The sequence below is a fragment of the Virgisporangium aliadipatigenens genome (assembly GCF_016863615.1).
GTDB lineage: Bacteria > Actinomycetota > Actinomycetes > Mycobacteriales > Micromonosporaceae > Virgisporangium > Virgisporangium aliadipatigenens.
In genome coordinates this window covers 1-13,508 of the sequence record NZ_BOPF01000080.1, presented here as the reverse complement: position 1 = coordinate 13,508, position 13,508 = coordinate 1, and the positions used below count along the sequence as shown (strand labels likewise).

At 71.6% G+C, this 13,508-nt stretch carries 18 protein-coding genes; 8 read left to right on the top strand and 10 right to left on the bottom strand.

Features of this window, described 5'->3' with window-relative positions; all coding sequences use genetic code 11:
• The 6 genes from Val02_RS46490 to Val02_RS46465 form a co-directional block, all read right to left on the bottom strand.
• Positions 1-437 (bottom strand): NAD(P)/FAD-dependent oxidoreductase (locus tag Val02_RS46490; RefSeq protein ID WP_203905806.1); only part of this gene is annotated, 437 nt, incomplete at its 3' end.
• On the bottom strand, positions 434-838 hold the full coding sequence (locus Val02_RS46485; protein WP_203905805.1) for an arsenate reductase ArsC: 405 nt from the start codon (positions 836-838) through the stop codon (positions 434-436). The genes Val02_RS46490 and Val02_RS46485, both read right to left, overlap by 4 nt.
• A gap of 157 nt (positions 839-995) precedes the next feature.
• On the bottom strand, positions 996-1,751 hold the full coding sequence (locus tag Val02_RS46480; protein ID WP_203905804.1) for an aquaporin: 756 nt from the start codon (positions 1,749-1,751) through the stop codon (positions 996-998).
• Between the two features lie 47 nt (positions 1,752-1,798).
• Positions 1,799-2,221, bottom strand: coding sequence for an arsenate reductase/protein-tyrosine-phosphatase family protein (locus tag Val02_RS46475; protein ID WP_203905803.1), 423 nt, complete (start codon positions 2,219-2,221; stop codon positions 1,799-1,801).
• Positions 2,218-2,904, bottom strand: a complete 687-nt coding sequence (locus Val02_RS46470; protein ID WP_203905802.1) for an arsenate reductase/protein-tyrosine-phosphatase family protein — start codon at positions 2,902-2,904, stop codon at positions 2,218-2,220. The genes Val02_RS46475 and Val02_RS46470 overlap by 4 nt, the downstream gene beginning before the upstream one ends.
• Positions 2,905-2,985: 81 nt before the next feature.
• The gene (locus Val02_RS46465; protein ID WP_203905801.1) at positions 2,986-3,369 is read right to left on the bottom strand and encodes an ArsR/SmtB family transcription factor; all 384 of its coding nucleotides are present in this window, start codon (positions 3,367-3,369) and stop codon (positions 2,986-2,988) included.
• An 89-nt stretch (positions 3,370-3,458) separates the two neighbouring features.
• On the opposite strand from Val02_RS46465, the gene Val02_RS46460 reads away from it, so the two are divergent.
• Genes Val02_RS46460 through Val02_RS46435 form a run of 6 tightly spaced genes read left to right on the top strand, consistent with a single transcriptional unit; the run spans position 3,459 to position 8,661 of the window.
• Positions 3,459-3,605 (top strand): hypothetical protein, encoded by a 147-nt coding sequence (locus Val02_RS46460; protein WP_203905800.1) that lies wholly within the window; start codon positions 3,459-3,461, stop codon positions 3,603-3,605.
• 29 nt (positions 3,606-3,634) lie between these two features.
• A complete protein-coding gene (locus Val02_RS46455; RefSeq protein WP_203905799.1) occupies positions 3,635-3,868 on the top strand; it encodes a hypothetical protein in 234 nt (77 codons plus the stop codon).
• The gene (locus Val02_RS46450) at positions 3,865-5,109 is read left to right on the top strand and encodes a M28 family metallopeptidase (protein WP_203905798.1); all 1,245 of its coding nucleotides are present in this window, start codon (positions 3,865-3,867) and stop codon (positions 5,107-5,109) included. Before Val02_RS46455 ends, Val02_RS46450 begins: the two co-directional genes overlap by 4 nt.
• Positions 5,106-6,536 (top strand): NAD(P)-binding domain-containing protein, encoded by a 1,431-nt coding sequence (locus tag Val02_RS46445; RefSeq protein ID WP_203905797.1) that lies wholly within the window; start codon positions 5,106-5,108, stop codon positions 6,534-6,536. Before Val02_RS46450 ends, Val02_RS46445 begins: the two co-directional genes overlap by 4 nt.
• Positions 6,533-7,792 carry an MFS transporter gene (locus Val02_RS46440; RefSeq protein ID WP_203905796.1) on the top strand — a complete coding sequence of 420 codons (1,260 nt, stop codon included), beginning with the start codon at positions 6,533-6,535 and terminating at the stop codon, positions 7,790-7,792. Before Val02_RS46445 ends, Val02_RS46440 begins: the two co-directional genes overlap by 4 nt.
• Before the next feature lie 38 nt (positions 7,793-7,830).
• Positions 7,831-8,661: a sulfite exporter TauE/SafE family protein gene (locus tag Val02_RS46435; protein WP_203905795.1), complete on the top strand. Its 831-nt coding sequence runs from the start codon at positions 7,831-7,833 to the stop codon at positions 8,659-8,661.
• Positions 8,662-8,667: 6 nt separating this feature from the next.
• Here the strand turns inward: Val02_RS46435 and Val02_RS46430 are convergent, their stop codons facing one another.
• Positions 8,668-9,735, bottom strand: a complete 1,068-nt coding sequence (locus Val02_RS46430) for a flavin-containing monooxygenase (protein WP_203905794.1) — start codon at positions 9,733-9,735, stop codon at positions 8,668-8,670.
• Between the two features lie 63 nt (positions 9,736-9,798).
• Between Val02_RS46430 and Val02_RS46425 the strand changes: the two genes are divergently transcribed.
• Positions 9,799-10,119 carry an ArsR/SmtB family transcription factor gene (locus Val02_RS46425; protein ID WP_203905793.1) on the top strand — a complete coding sequence of 107 codons (321 nt, stop codon included), beginning with the start codon at positions 9,799-9,801 and terminating at the stop codon, positions 10,117-10,119.
• Here Val02_RS46425 and Val02_RS46420 read toward each other — a convergent pair.
• From Val02_RS46420 to Val02_RS46410, 3 genes are all read right to left on the bottom strand, one after another.
• A complete protein-coding gene (locus Val02_RS46420) occupies positions 10,068-10,463 on the bottom strand; it encodes a hypothetical protein (protein ID WP_203905792.1) in 396 nt (131 codons plus the stop codon). The genes Val02_RS46425 and Val02_RS46420 overlap by 52 nt on opposite strands.
• 163 nt (positions 10,464-10,626) lie before the next feature.
• On the bottom strand, positions 10,627-11,328 hold the full coding sequence (locus Val02_RS46415) for an SDR family NAD(P)-dependent oxidoreductase (protein WP_203905791.1): 702 nt from the start codon (positions 11,326-11,328) through the stop codon (positions 10,627-10,629).
• Positions 11,329-11,389: 61 nt separating this feature from the next.
• Positions 11,390-12,052, bottom strand: a complete 663-nt coding sequence (locus tag Val02_RS46410) for a helix-turn-helix domain-containing protein (RefSeq protein ID WP_203905790.1) — start codon at positions 12,050-12,052, stop codon at positions 11,390-11,392.
• A gap of 510 nt (positions 12,053-12,562) precedes the next feature.
• Here Val02_RS46410 and Val02_RS46405 point away from each other — a divergent pair.
• Positions 12,563-13,508: MMPL family transporter (locus Val02_RS46405; RefSeq protein WP_203905789.1), on the top strand; the 946-nt coding region annotated here is incomplete at its 3' end.

The window sequence follows — 13,508 nt, the reverse complement described above, 5'->3', positions numbered from 1 at the left end:
TCGCGGAAGAAGAACCCGTCACAGGTCGCACACGGCGAGATGCCGTGGCCCATCAGTTCGCTCTCTCCCGGTACACCGATCGGCCGCCAGGCAGAACCGGTCGCGAGGATGACGGCACGCGCCTTGTACTCCTCGTCGCCGACCGACACGCGCTTGATGTCGCCGGTGAGGTCGACCCGGGTGGCGTCGTCGTGAACGATTTCGGCGCCGAACCTTTCGGCCTGCGCCCGCATCTTCTCCATCAGTTCGGGGCCGAGAACGCCGTCCGGGAAGCCGGAGTAGTTCTCGACCTCGGTGGTGCTCATGAGTGCGCCACCGGACTCGACGCCGGCGATCACCAGCGGCGTGAGGTTGGCCCGGGCGGCGTACAGCGCTGCGGTGTAGCCGGCGGGGCCGGACCCCAGGATGATCAGATCGCGGACGGCGTCGGTGGTCATCGGGCCGGGAGCAGGTCGGCGAGGAGCTTTTCGATGCGGTTCTTGATCTCGTCGCGGATCGGGCGGACCGCTTCGACGCCTTTGCCGGCCGGGTCGTCGAGTTTCCAGTCCTCGTAACGCTTGCCCGGGTAGTAGGGGCACGCGTCGCCGCAGCCCATGGTGACGATGACGTCGGAGTTCTGCACGGTGCTCGGTTCGAGGATCTTCGGCCGCTGGTCGGTGATGTCGATCCCCACCTCGGCCATGGCTTCGACCGCGGCGGGGTTGATCTGATCGGCCGGCGCGGAGCCGGCGGAGCGCACCTCGACGGCGTCACCGGCGAGGTGGCGCAGCCAGCCGGCGGCCATCTGGGACCGGCCGGCGTTGTGGACGCAGACGAACAGGACGCTGGGTTTGCTCATGGTGTGGTGCTCCCTGGTCGGGTCGAAGATTCGGATGCGGTCGAGGTTGTCGCGGTCGACGTGTCGGTAGCGTGCCGCTTCGTCGCGGCCGCGGATCGGATGGTTGATGACTCCGGCGAACCGGTCGAGGACGGCCGGGTCACGCCCGAGCGAGGGATCATCGGCGGCTTGCCGCCCGCTGTCGGCGAGCGGCCCGTTCGGCGGGGATGACGACCTTCTCGGCGGCCGCGGCCACGTCGGGATACAGGGCCAGGAGAAGGCCGACGCCGAGGGCAAGGCCGATGAGTTGGGCGGCGATGAAGCCGGGCAGCGAGCCGGGTGAGATGCCGGCGAACGTGTCGGTGAACGCGCGGCCGATGCTGACGGCGGGGTTGGCGAAGCTGGTGGAGGAGGTGAACCAGTACGCGGCGCCGATGTAGGCGCCGACCGCCGCCGGTGCCACGGCGGCGCGGCCGGAGCGGGCCAGGGCGAAAATCAGCAGCAGTAACCCGGTCGTGGCGACGACCTCGCCGAGCCACAGGTGTGTGCCGGTGCGGGTCTTGGCGGAGATGTCGACGGCGGCGAGATCGAACATCAGGTTGGCCAGGACCGACCCGGCGATCGCCCCGATCGTCTGCGCGACGGTGTAGCCGGCGAGGTCGCGCAGGCTGAGTCCGGTGCCGGTGCGGCGGCCGAGGAACCAGTCGGCGGCGGAGACGACGGGGTTGAAGTGTGCGCCGGAGACGGGGCCGAAGGTGAGGATGAGTGCGCCGAGCGCGAACGCGGTCGCGATCGAGTTCTGCAGCAGCTGCAGCCCGACGTCGTCCGGCGAGAGGGTGGCGGCCATGATGCCGGAGCCGACGACGGCGGTGACCAGCAGCGCGGTGCCGAGGAGTTCGGCGAGCAGGCGCCGCCAGGTCGCGACGGGATTCATGGGTACGGGGCTCCAGGGTGTCGGCGGGTGCGGGCGTGGGGTGGGCCTTAGCGGACGGGGACGTGGAGTTCGTCGAGGAGGTGGTGGACGCGGGGTTCGAGGTCGTCGCGGATCGGGCGCACGTGCTCGGTGTCGAGACCGTCGGGGTCGTCGAGGTCCCAGTTCTCGTAGCGGGTGCCGGGGAAGATCGGGCAGGCGTCGCCGCAGCCCATGGTGATGACCACGTCTGCGGCGCGGACGATCTCGTCGGTCCACGGCTTCGGGTATTCGCCGGAGATGTCGATGCCGCGCTCGGCCATCGCCGCCACGGCGGAGGGGTTGACCTCGACGCCGGGTTCGGACCCGCCGGACCACGCGACCGCGGCGTCGCCGGCGAGGTGGGTGAAGAACCCGAGGGCGGTCTTCAGCGCGAGCTGCTGATCGATGGACAGGTCCCGGTGCCAGGTCGTCGGGGCGTTGAGGTCGCTCATGTCGGGTCTCCCGTAACGGTGGGGGCGATACGGTCGATGCGTGCGGCGAGGTCGGTGTAGGCGGCGTCGAACGCCGCGTCGGTACCGACCCGGACCGGGTCAGGGACCGACCAGTGCAGCCGCGGCCGCGGAACGCCGGTGGTGAGGTCTTCGTGGGCGTTGTCGCACACGGCGATGAGCAGGTCGCCGTCGTGGACGACGTCGGCGACGTGGGCGGTGCCGGCCGGGTCCAGGGACAGGCCGTGCCGGCGGGCGGCGGCGACGGCTTTCGGGTGCACCCGTGGTGCCGGCGCCGTGCCGGCGGAGGCGGCCGGCCGGCGGGTGCGTTGCTGCCACAGCGCCGCCGCCAGCTGCGAGCGGGCGGAGTTGTGCGTGCAGACGAACACGACCCGCTCGGCGGAGGGCAGCCGCGGCGGCCGCAGCAGTTCCAGGGTCTCGGGCCGCAGTCGCAGGTAGGTGCGACGCCGGTCGCCTTCGGAACGGGTCCGCTCCAGGAGACCGGCCTCGGCCAGAACCTTGACGTGGTGCGCGACGAGGTTGGTCGGCAGGGCCAGATCTTGGGCGATCTCGCCCGGTGACGCGTCGCCGAGGCACAGCGCGTCGACGATCGCCAGCCGCGCCGGCTCGCCCAGCGCGGCATGCACCCGCGCCCGCACCGTCAACGAATCCCGCTCAGTTCCCATTGACTCAATACTCGCTGAGTGATTCCGGGCGGGCAAGGGTTCGGCGAACTGTTCACCTGCCGGCCACCTGGCGGGCCGGCGTTACACGGAGGACGGCGCCTCGACGGACAGCAGGCCGGCGAGCTGACGCAGAACGCCGGGCCGGGGCCGGTAGTAGACCCAGGTGCCGCGCCGGTCGGAGTCGACCAGGCCGGCCTCGCGCAAGGTCTTCAGGTGGTGCGAGATCGTCGGCCCAGACAGGTCGAACGCCGGCGTGAGGTCGCAGACGCAGATCTCACCGTCCGGCGCCGAGGCGATCATCGACATGAGCTGCAGGCGGATCGGGTCACCGAGCGCCTTGAACGCGGGCGCGAGCACGGCGGCGGTCTCGGCGGGGATGCGCTGCGCGGCGATCGGCGGGCAGCACGGGGCGTCGGCGGCGCCGATGTCGGTGAGGGTGAGCAACCCCGACGGCTGATTCGACATGCGTCTAGGTTGACACTTCTCGAATCAGCGTGCAACCCTTTGATTCGACGGACGTCAAGACAAGGCGTCGCCGGTATCCGGAGGTTGTGATGCGCAAGTTGTTCCGCCGTGCGGCGGTCGAGACGGGTGTGCAGTTCTGCGACGGCTGCGCCGAGGTGACCACGGCCGAGGAGCGGGCCCGTCGCCGGTACGACCGAACCCGCGCCGAGGCTCAGGCCCTGTTCGGGCTGCGCTGACCGCGCCTTAACGAGAACGGAGAACTTTGATGAGCGACACCACGACGACCGGCGGTTTCGCCGGTGACCCCGCCGCCGCGTTGAACGTCGCCGGCACGAGCGGCTGTTGCGGCAACCCGCCCCGCGCGACGATCACCCTTCCGGAAACGGTGTCGGCGGGGCCGTGTTGCGGCACGGCGGCCGAGGCGGAGCAGGCCGGGGCGTGCTGCGGCACCGCGGCGAAGGCGGAGGCGGTCGCGTCCGGGACGGGCTGCTGCGGATGAACACCGCCGACCTGCCGGCGGTCGCGGTCGGCGGTCTCGACCGGCTCCTCGACGAGGTGTCAGGTGAGCGGATGGCCTCGATGGTGGCGACGCTCGCGGGGGACGCGTTCGCCGGTCGCCGGGTCGGCAGCACAGGGGGTGCGGCGGCTCGTGCGTGGCTGGGCGAGTATCTGGCCGGTCTCGGCGCCGAGGTTGTGGTGGATCCGTTCCCGGTGCGGTCGGTGCCGGAGGTCTACGCAGCCCCGGTGGTGACCGTGCACGACGGCGCCGCGCAGCGGCACCCGGCATTCGGCCGGCAGGTCGGCCTGCATCCGGCGTCGGCCGACGTACCGCTTTCCCGCCGGGGCCGTCTCGGCGTGGCCGGTGCCGGTGATCCGGCCGGTGTGTGGCTGGTGATGCCGGACGGGATAAGTCTGTTCGACGCCTACGGCCACGCCGAGCACGCGGCCGGGTTGCTGCTCGCCCGTCCGGTCGACGCGCACGGCTGGCAGTACACGATGCTCGCCGGCCCGGACCCCGGCCCGCTGCCGATCCTGTGCCTGGACCCCGACACCCACACTGAACTGCTGGCACTCGCGTCGACCGGTGTCGGCGAGTTGAGCGCGAACGCGCCGATCCGCCGCCCGGACGTGCCCGCCGCGAACCTGTACGCCCGGTTCCGTACCGGTGGCCGTGGCGAGATTCTGCTGACTGCACACGTCGACGGTGTCGGTGACCTGCCCGGTCTGCGCCAACCCGCCGCGGCGGACAACGCCTCCGGTGTCGCCGTCGTCTGCGAGGCCGCCCGCCTGCTCGCCCCGACCCTGCCCGACGGCGTCGGCCTGTGCGTGGCGCTGCTCGACGCCGAGGAGGTCGGCGCGCTCGGCTCCGCCCACCACACCACCCGCCTCGCTCGTTCCGGCACCCGGCCGATGGTGATCAACGTCGACGGGGCGGGACACCTGCACCAGGCCGCCGCCGTAGAAGCCGGCGGGCCGGCACACGCCCTGCTCGCCGTCCTCGACCAGGCCGGCCGGCATACCGGCGTCCCCCTCGCGGCGGGGCCGGTCGCCTCGGACAACCGCCGTTACGCCGCCGCCGGACTGCCCACCGTCGGCATCGGTGCCGGGATGGCCGGCTACCACAGCCCCGCCGACACCCCCGATCGCGTCGAACCCGGCACGTTGACCGCGATCGCCCGCCTCGTCATCGCCACCGTGTGGCTCGCCGCACACGACAACACCTTGGGAGACAACCGATGAGCACCCCGATCGAGGAACTGCCCGTAGCCGTGATCGGCGCCGGACCGGTCGGCCTCGCCGCCGCCGCGCACCTGTCCGCCCGCCACATTCCGTTCGTCGTCCTGGAAGCCGGCGACCGCCCGGCGGCCGCGGTGCGGCAGTGGGGGCACGTGCGGCTGTTCTCGCCGTGGCGGTTCAACATCGACGCCACCGCACGAGGGCTCCTCGCCGAAAACGGCTGGGTCGAACCGGACCCGCAGACCCTGCCGACCGGCGCCGAACTGGCCGCCGAATACCTTCAGCCCTTGGCCGACCTGCCGGCGGTGAAGCCGCACGTGCGCTACCGTGCCCGGGTCGTCGCGGTCACCCGCCTCGGCATCGACCGGCTGCGCACCGCCGGCCGCGAGCAGGCCCCGTTCCAGATCAGGCTGGACAGTGGCGAGGACGTCCTGGCCCGCGCGGTCATCGACGCCTCCGGCACCTGGGAAACCCCGAACGTCCTCGGTGCCTCCGGGATCCCGGCCCACGGCGAGACCGAGGCCGCATCCTTTGTGGAGTCGGCGCTGCCGGACGTGCTCGGCGCCGACCGGGACCGCTTCGCCGGCAAGCGGACCCTGGTCGTCGGCTCCGGCCACTCCGCGGCGAACACGTTGCTCGCCCTGGCAGACCTCGCGGAGAAGGAGCCGGGCACGACGGTGGTGTGGGCGATCCGGGCGCGGACCCCCGGCCGCAGTTACGGCGGCGGCGGAGGCGACGCCCTGCCCGCCCGCGGGGCGCTGGGGGCGAACCTGCGCCGGCACGTCGCCGCCGGCCGGGTCGAACTGCTCACCAGCTTCTCCGCCCAGCGACTGTCCATCGTGGACGGCCGGGTCCAGGTGTCCGACGGTGCACGCACGATCACCGCGGACCGGATCGTGTCCGCGACCGGCTTCCGGCCCGACCACAACATCGTCTCCGAGCTGCGGCTGGACCTGGACCCGATCCTCGGCGCCACCCGCGCCCTCGCACCGCTGATCGACCCGAACGAACATTCCTGCGGCACCGTGCCGCCGCACGGCGTCGACGAACTCACCCAACCCGAGCCGGGCTACTACGCCGTCGGCGTCAAGTCCTACGGCCGCGCACCGACGTTCCTCCTCGCGACCGGATACGAACAGGTCCGCTCCGTCGTCGCCGCCCTCGCCGGCGACTGGGACGCTGCCCGCAATGTGCAACTGGACCTGCCGGAGACCGGGGTCTGCAACAGCAACCCGGTCGCCGATGCCACCACCGTCGACGAAGCCGCGGGCGGCTGCTGCGGCAGCACGGCACCGGCCGAAACGGTCGCCGCGCCGGCCGCGCGAGGACTGGCGACCGGTATCGCCGGCGGGTTGCTGGCCGCGCCGATCACCCTGGTCACCACGCCGAGCAGCGGCGGGCAGGGCGGCGGCGGGGCCTGCTGCGGGTGACCTCACCTGTGGCGGTGGCCGCCGACCCCACCGGCGGCCACCGCAGCAACCACGGCTGGCGGATCGTCGCCGCGCTCGCCGTCACCTCGACCATCGGCTACGGGGTGCTGTACTACGCCTTCGCGGTGCTGCTGCGCCCGATGGCCGACGCCCTGCACGCCTCGACGGCAGCGGTGACGGGTGCGTTGACCGCCTCGGTCCTCGCCGGCGCTGTGATGTCGGTGCCGGTCGGGCGGTGGCTGGACCGCCACGGCGGCCGCGCCCTCATGACCACCGGCTCCGTCGCGGCAACACTGCTGGTGCTGGCCTGGTCCCAGGTCCACACCATCGGCCAGTTGTATGCCGTCCTGATCGGGATCGGCATCACCTCGGCGATGGTGCTCTACGAACCGGCCTTCGCCGTCGTGGTCTCCTGGTTCGACCCACAGCGCAGACCGAAGGCACTCCTGGCGGTCGTCCTGGTGGCCGGCTTCGCCAGCACCATCTTTATGCCGCTGACCGCAGTCCTCGTCGACCGCCACGGGTGGCGCACCACGCTGATCGTGCTCGGCGTCCTCTACGGCGCGCTCGCGATCCCGCTGCACGCGCTCGTCGTCCGCAGGCCACCGGCCGGCGTTGCGCCGGGCGGGTCGCGTCGACGGGCGGAGGTGGTGCGGGCCGCGTTGCGCGACGGCCGCTTCTGGCTGCTCACCGTCGCGTTCGTCGCGCACGCCACCGCGACCGGTGCGATGACCGTGCACCTCGTCGGATTCCTTGTCGCGCAGGGGCATCCGGCGACCTTCGCCGCGACGGTTGCCGGGCTGCTCGGCGTGCTGTCGGTCACCGGACGGCTCGTGCTCACCGCCGTCCAACGCCGCGTGCGGCTGACCACCGTCGTCGCGGTCATCTTCACCGTCCAAGCCGCCGCCGCGTTGAGCCTGCCGGCGATTGCGAGCAGCCGGATCGGCGCCGCTGTGGGGGTGACCGCGTTCGGGATCGGCTTCGGAACGGCCAGCCTCGCCACCCCGGCGATCCTCGCCGACCGCTACGGCACCACCGCCTACGCCACCGTCGCCGGCACCATCGCCGCACCGGTCATCATCGCCCGCGCCCTTGCCCCGACCGCCGCCGCGGCGCTGCTCGGCATCGCCGGCGACTACCGGCCCGTCCTCATCGGCATCGGCGTGGCGAGCCTTGTCGCCGCGATCGGCGTCACCGCCCGCGCCGGGTCGCCGAGCCCGATCCACGAGCAGACGGGCGAGTCTGCGGAGCCGTGACGCAGCGGCGGCGCCGCGAGCGGTCGTAGGGTTCGGCCGTGACCGTTTCACCGGCTGCCCGGCCGCGACCGGTGCGCACGTCGCCGCTGCTCGCCTTTGCCGGCGGGGCCGCCGTCGGTGTCCTCGGTGGGATGATCGGTCTCGGCGGCGCCGAGTTCCGGTTGCCGCTTCTGATCACCCTGTTCGGCTTCGCTGCCCTGCAGGCCGTCATCGTCAACAAGGCCCTCAGCCTCGTCGTCGTCGTGACCGCGCTGCCCGTCCGGTTGGTCGCCGTGCCGTGGTCGGCGCTGACACCGCACTGGAGCGTCGTGGTCAACCTGCTCGCGGGCAGCCTCATCGGCGCCTGGGCCGGGGCCACCTGGGCGATCCGGATGCGTTCCGGCACCCTCTACCGCGTCCTCGCCGCGTTGCTGGTCCTCGTCGCCGTCGCGCTGATCGCCAACCACACCGCCACACCGCGGCAGCTGAGCGCGGCCCCCGCGGCCGTCGTCGCCATCGGCGTCGTCGCGGGCTTCGGTATCGGGGTTGTCGCCGCGATCATGGGCGTGGCCGGGGGCGAGTTGTTGATCCCGACGATCGTGCTGCTGTTCGGCACCGACATCAAAACCGCCGGCAGCCTGTCCCTGGCCGTGTCGTTGCCGACCATGCTCGTCGCGTTCGCCCGCTACAGCCGCGACGGCAGCTTCACCGTCCTGCGCCACCATGCCCACGTCGTCGCCGTCCTTGCCGCGGGCTCCGTCACCGGAACGATCGCCGGAGGGCTACTGCTCGGCGCGATCCCCGACACGGTCCTGCTACCGCTCCTCGCCGGCCTGCTGCTGCTGTCCTCGATCAAAGTGTGGCGGCACGCCATACCCCGGCACCGCTGACGGAAGTCACCGTGACACCGTCCGCCGGCCGGCCCGAGCGCCGTTGAGTGCTCTTAGCACAAAGGCGGCGTCGCGGCCCACCCCGCGCAAGGTCGCGGAGGCGAAGCTGCGCTGGCGTTCCAACCCCACGAAACCCAGCCCGTCAACCGTGCGGGACACCCCACCGGAATGGACCGGCACACCGTCACCGTCCACGGCCGCGGTGCCGTGCAGGTAGGCCACATCGGGCCGGAACCCGGTCGCCAGGATCACCCCGTCCAGGCGTTCCGGCGAGCCGTCGGACCAGACGACCCGGTCGCCGTCCAGGCGGCGGAACATCGGCCGGTGATCCGGCCGGCCGGCGGCTATCGCCGTGCGGTACCGGCCGGCGTCGATCACCGGCACCCCGCCGTTCGCCAGGAGGGGACCGAGCCGGGAGGTGTCCAGACCGGTGCGGCTCAGCCACCAGTGGAAGTCGCGGCCGAGGATGCGCTGCGGCTGCCACCGCAACCGGTCCCGCGTCACGATGCTCACCCTCGCTGTCTCGGCCAGCTCGACCGCGATCTGCACCGCCGAGTTCCCGCCGCCGACCACGACCACTCGCCGGCCCACGAACAGCGCCGGAGAACGGTACTGCGACGAGTGCAGCACCGTCCCGGCGAACGAGTCCAGCCCTGGCAGGGCCGGGCGGTGCGGGCGGCCGAAACCGCCGCTGGCCGCGACCACCAGCCGCGCCCGTGCCTCCTCCCCGGACGCCGTCGACACCACGAACCCGTCCCGCTCCCGGCGCACCCGGTCCACCCGCACACCCCAGCGCAGGTCCGCGTCCAGGCCGGCGGCGTATGCGGCCAGGTAGGCGACCACCTCGTCCCGCCGCGGATACCGGTCCGGATCCCCGGGAAACGGCATCCCCGGCAGCCCGGAGAACCGGGCCGGGGAGAACAACGTCAAGCTGTCGTAGTAGGACGGCCACGATCCACCCGGCCCGGAACCGGCGTCCACCAGCACAGGCGACAGGCCCGCGTCCAGCGCCACGCGCACGGTCGCAAGCCCGGCCTGTCCTCCCCCGATGACCACAACATCGCTGATACTCACCCCGGCAATGTATCGTTACATCGGGAAAAGACGAAATGAAGTCGTGGAGCAGACTGGACACCGATGAGCACCCCACCGCACCTCGACAGCCCGACCCAGGACTTCCTCAAGGCGCTCGCCAGCGAGACCCGCCAGCAGATCATGCTGCTGTTCGCCGGAGGCGTCGAACTGACCGTCGGCGAGGTCGCGGACCGATGCGGGATCGGCCAGTCCACCGCCTCCGAACAACTGGCGCTGCTGCGCCGAGGTGGACTCGTGCAGTCCACCCGGGCCGGCAAGCTGGTTCGCTACCGGGTGGACTCCACCGCTATCGCCGGCCACCTGTCCACACTTCAGGCGTACCTGGCCTGCTGCTGTCCACCGCCGGATACCGCAACCGACTGACGCCGAGACCACCCCCGCGACGGACCGTGCCGTGCTGCACGCTTCAGGGTCAATTCCGCGGACGGTTCAACCGAGTGCAATTGCGCCCGCACTGTCCACTTCGGGCCGACAGTGCGCCATGCGGTCAGGGTGCGGTTCGCGCCCCACTCGTCGTGTTCGGCGACGGCGGCCCGGTCGAGCCGGTAGTCGACCCACACCCTGCGCCAGGCCGGGGAAACGGCATCGGACAGCACTTCGCGGGCGTTTTCGGCACCGCGAAGGCCCGCGGCGTGGGTCGCCCACAAGCCGGTGATCTCGTTCGGGCGGGCGTGGCCGGACTCGTCGACGTAGCTGAGCGCCTTCATGCCGGTTGTTGCCGAGCCGTCGTCGCGGCCGGGTCAGGCGATCGCCGTGCTGCCGGCCGGCGACCGGAGCAGCCCGCGCCGTCCTGGTCTGGCTACCGTTCCCCTCCCCCTCCGGGGCGCGCCGGCGACCCGAACCCGCTGATCGGCGACCTGCGGGCGGTGCTCACAGGCTCTGACCGCCGGACAGGTCGATGATGCCGCCGGTCGCCCACTGGAAGCCGTCGGAGAGGATCGCCGGTACGGCCGCGGTGATGTCGTCGACGTTCGCGATGCGGCCCTGCGCGATGGTGTGCGCGGCCAGGTCCTTGACGTAGTCGGAACGCATGATGCCGCCGGCGAAATCGGTCTGTACGGCGCCGCCCATGATCGCGTTGACCCGGATGGACCGGGAGGCGAGTTCCACGGCCTGGTAGCGGGTCAGCACCTCGATGGCGCCCTTCACCGCCGCGTACGCCGACATGCCGGGCACGACCCCGCGGGTGACCGCGGTGGTCACGTTGAGCACCCGCCCACCGTCGTTCAGCACCGGCAGCAGACTCTGGGTCAGGAAGAACGGCGCCCTGAGATTCGTCGCGACCAGGTCGTCGAACTGCTCGGGCGTGGTCTCGTCGAACGGCGCATAGACGCCGATACCGGCGTTGTGGATCAGGTAGTCGAGTTTCGCGCCGTCGAGCCTGGCGCGCAGGGCGGCCAGAAACTGCGGGTACGTATCGGTCTGCCGTACGTCGAGCGGGAGAAAGTCGGTCCGCTCACGGTCACGGCTGGTCCCGATCACCGTGACGCCCGCCTCGCTCAGGTGGCGGGCCATACCAGCGCCCAGTCCACGTCCGGCGCCGGTGATCAATGCGATCTTCGATTCGGTCACGCCGACCATGGTGAGGGCGATCCGGGGACGGTCCGGAAACTGTCCGCTCAGCGGACAGGTCCTATTTGTTCGGATCGGCCGGGAGCATGCTGCTCAGCCGGCGTTGGAGCTCGATCGCCGCGCGGTGGACCAGGGCGGCCGACCGCTCCGCCGGGCGGGCCGACGAGGTGGCGATCTGCAGCGCCGCCCGCTGCAAGCCGGGCAGCTCGACCCGAACCGCGTAGCAGGTCATGCCCTCGAACGAGTCCTGGTCGTCGACCGCCGCGCCGAACGGGCGGCAGCGTGGCCCGGGGGCACCGGTCAGGGCGATCCCGGCCGCCGTGCTCGCCGGCATCGGAACGCCCGCGTGGGCGGCGATCGGCAGCTCGGCACGGCCCGGGAGCATCTCAAGGGCCACGAACGCATCGCCGCCGGGCACGACCAGCGACACGGCGGCGCCGGTCTGCTCGCGTACCTCCTGGATCAGCGTCGAGGCGGTGCGGCGCAGTCCGGCGAGCGGCTCGACCCGCTGGGCCAGCTCGATCAGGCCGGCCGCCAGCACCCAGCGACCGTCGCGCCACTCGACCGAACCCGCCTCCGCGAGCTGGCCGAGCAGCCGGTGCACGGTCGGTCGGGGCAAGCCGGTCAGCATGGTCAGGCGGGCCACCTGCCGCTCCGCGCCGGCGTCGGGCAACGCGCGCAGCAGCCGGAACGCTCCGTCGATGACACTCCGCCCATCCGCCACCCTTCAATGAACGGCCGGGGCGGCGACCGGGTTCAACGCTGGAACCGGCGTCGGGGTGGTAGACGACGAGCATCAGGCTGTCGGCACCGGCATTGCTCAGCCGTTCCCGATCCAGGGTCAGGTCGCCGACCTGCGGCGTCGCCACCGCCGCGGTGACCTGTCCCGGGCGACCGGCTCGGCGACGCCAAGATCGGCGACGGCCTGCTCGTTATCGGCACCACATCGTTCATCGGCGAAGGCTTCGACGCTCCGGCCCTCGACACCCTGTTCCTCGCCGGCCCGATCTCCTTTGACGGCCTACTCGTCCGGTGCGCAGGGCGAGTAGGCCGCGCGGCACCCGGCAAGGAGATCGCCGAGGTGCACGACTACCACGACCTGGCTACGCCGATCCTCGCCGGCTCACTCGAACGCCGCATGCCCGGATACCACGGTTTTAACGGTCGTCTCAGGTTCGCTCGATAGGAAGTCCGCAACAGATAAGCGACGGAATCCGTAGGTAGGAGGCTAGTGATGGCAGGCAACGCAGCGCCGTCCGGGGAAGCGCCGGCAGGCCGGTTGGCAAGCCGGTGGGTGCCGTGGTTGGTGATCGGCCTGTGGATCGCGCTGGCGGCGGTCATGGTGCCGCTGAGCGCGAAGTTGAGCTCGGTCACCACCGACAAAACCGTCGACCTCCTGCCAGCGGGTGCCGAGTCCACCAAGGTGGCGGCGCTGGAGGAAAAGCTTCCCGGCGGAGAGGACAACACGTTCGTCTTCGTGTACCACCGCGCCGGCGGAGTGACCGACGCCGACCGCGCGGCGGTAGAGCGCCACTACAACACCCTTTCCAAGCGGTATCCGCCGAAGGTGGCGGCCCCGGCCGAAGAGGATGACGAGGGACCACCGACGACCCGTTCCACGAACGGCAAGGCGTTGATGTTCACCCTCAACGTGAGCACGAGCTACGGCGCACCGGAGGACCTCGTCGGCCCGGTGCGTGACGCCGCGAAGGACCGCCCCGCCGGCCTGGAACTCGAGGTGACCGGCCCGGCCGCGATCGACGGCGACATCGACGCCGTGTTCGAGGGCATCGACCTGCAGGTCTTCCTCACCACCGTCATCGTCGTCACACTGCTGCTGATCCTCACCTACCGCAGCCCGGTGTTGTGGTTCATCCCGCTGGTGGCCGTGAGCGTGGCCGCGCTGACCTCTATGGCGACCGTCTACCTGCTCGTCAAGGGCTTCGGCATCGTGGTCAACAGTCAGAACTCGGCGCTGCTGACGATCCTGGTGTTCGGCGTCGGCACGGACTACGCGCTGTTGCTCATCGCTCGATATCGGGAGGCACTGCACCACCACGAGAACGTCCGGGTCGCGATGCTCCACGCGCTGCGCGGCGCGGCACCGGCGATCATCGCATCCGCGGCCACCGTGGTCGCCGGCCTGCTCTGCCTGCTCGCCGCGGATCTGAACAGCACCA

Bases quoted from the DNA above. Each gene is read 5' to 3' on its own strand.
- Val02_RS46425 (WP_203905793.1), top strand. From the start codon at position 9,799: ATGAGCACCCCACCGCACCTCGACAGCCCGACCCAGGACTTCCTCAAG.
- Val02_RS46420 (WP_203905792.1), bottom strand. From the start codon at position 10,463: ATGAAGGCGCTCAGCTACGTCGACGAGTCCGGCCACGCCCGCCCGAAC.
- Val02_RS46470 (WP_203905802.1), bottom strand. From the start codon at position 2,904: ATGGGAACTGAGCGGGATTCGTTGACGGTGCGGGCGCGGGTGCATGCC.
- Val02_RS46455 (WP_203905799.1), top strand. From the start codon at position 3,635: ATGAGCGACACCACGACGACCGGCGGTTTCGCCGGTGACCCCGCCGCC.
- Val02_RS46475 (WP_203905803.1), bottom strand. From the start codon at position 2,221: ATGAGCGACCTCAACGCCCCGACGACCTGGCACCGGGACCTGTCCATC.
- Val02_RS46485 (WP_203905805.1), bottom strand. From the start codon at position 838: ATGAGCAAACCCAGCGTCCTGTTCGTCTGCGTCCACAACGCCGGCCGG.
- Val02_RS46465 (WP_203905801.1), bottom strand. From the start codon at position 3,369: ATGTCGAATCAGCCGTCGGGGTTGCTCACCCTCACCGACATCGGCGCC.
- Val02_RS46480 (WP_203905804.1), bottom strand. From the start codon at position 1,751: ATGAATCCCGTCGCGACCTGGCGGCGCCTGCTCGCCGAACTCCTCGGC.
- Val02_RS46450 (WP_203905798.1), top strand. From the start codon at position 3,865: ATGAACACCGCCGACCTGCCGGCGGTCGCGGTCGGCGGTCTCGACCGG.
- Val02_RS46460 (WP_203905800.1), top strand. From the start codon at position 3,459: ATGCGCAAGTTGTTCCGCCGTGCGGCGGTCGAGACGGGTGTGCAGTTC.
- Val02_RS46445 (WP_203905797.1), top strand. From the start codon at position 5,106: ATGAGCACCCCGATCGAGGAACTGCCCGTAGCCGTGATCGGCGCCGGA.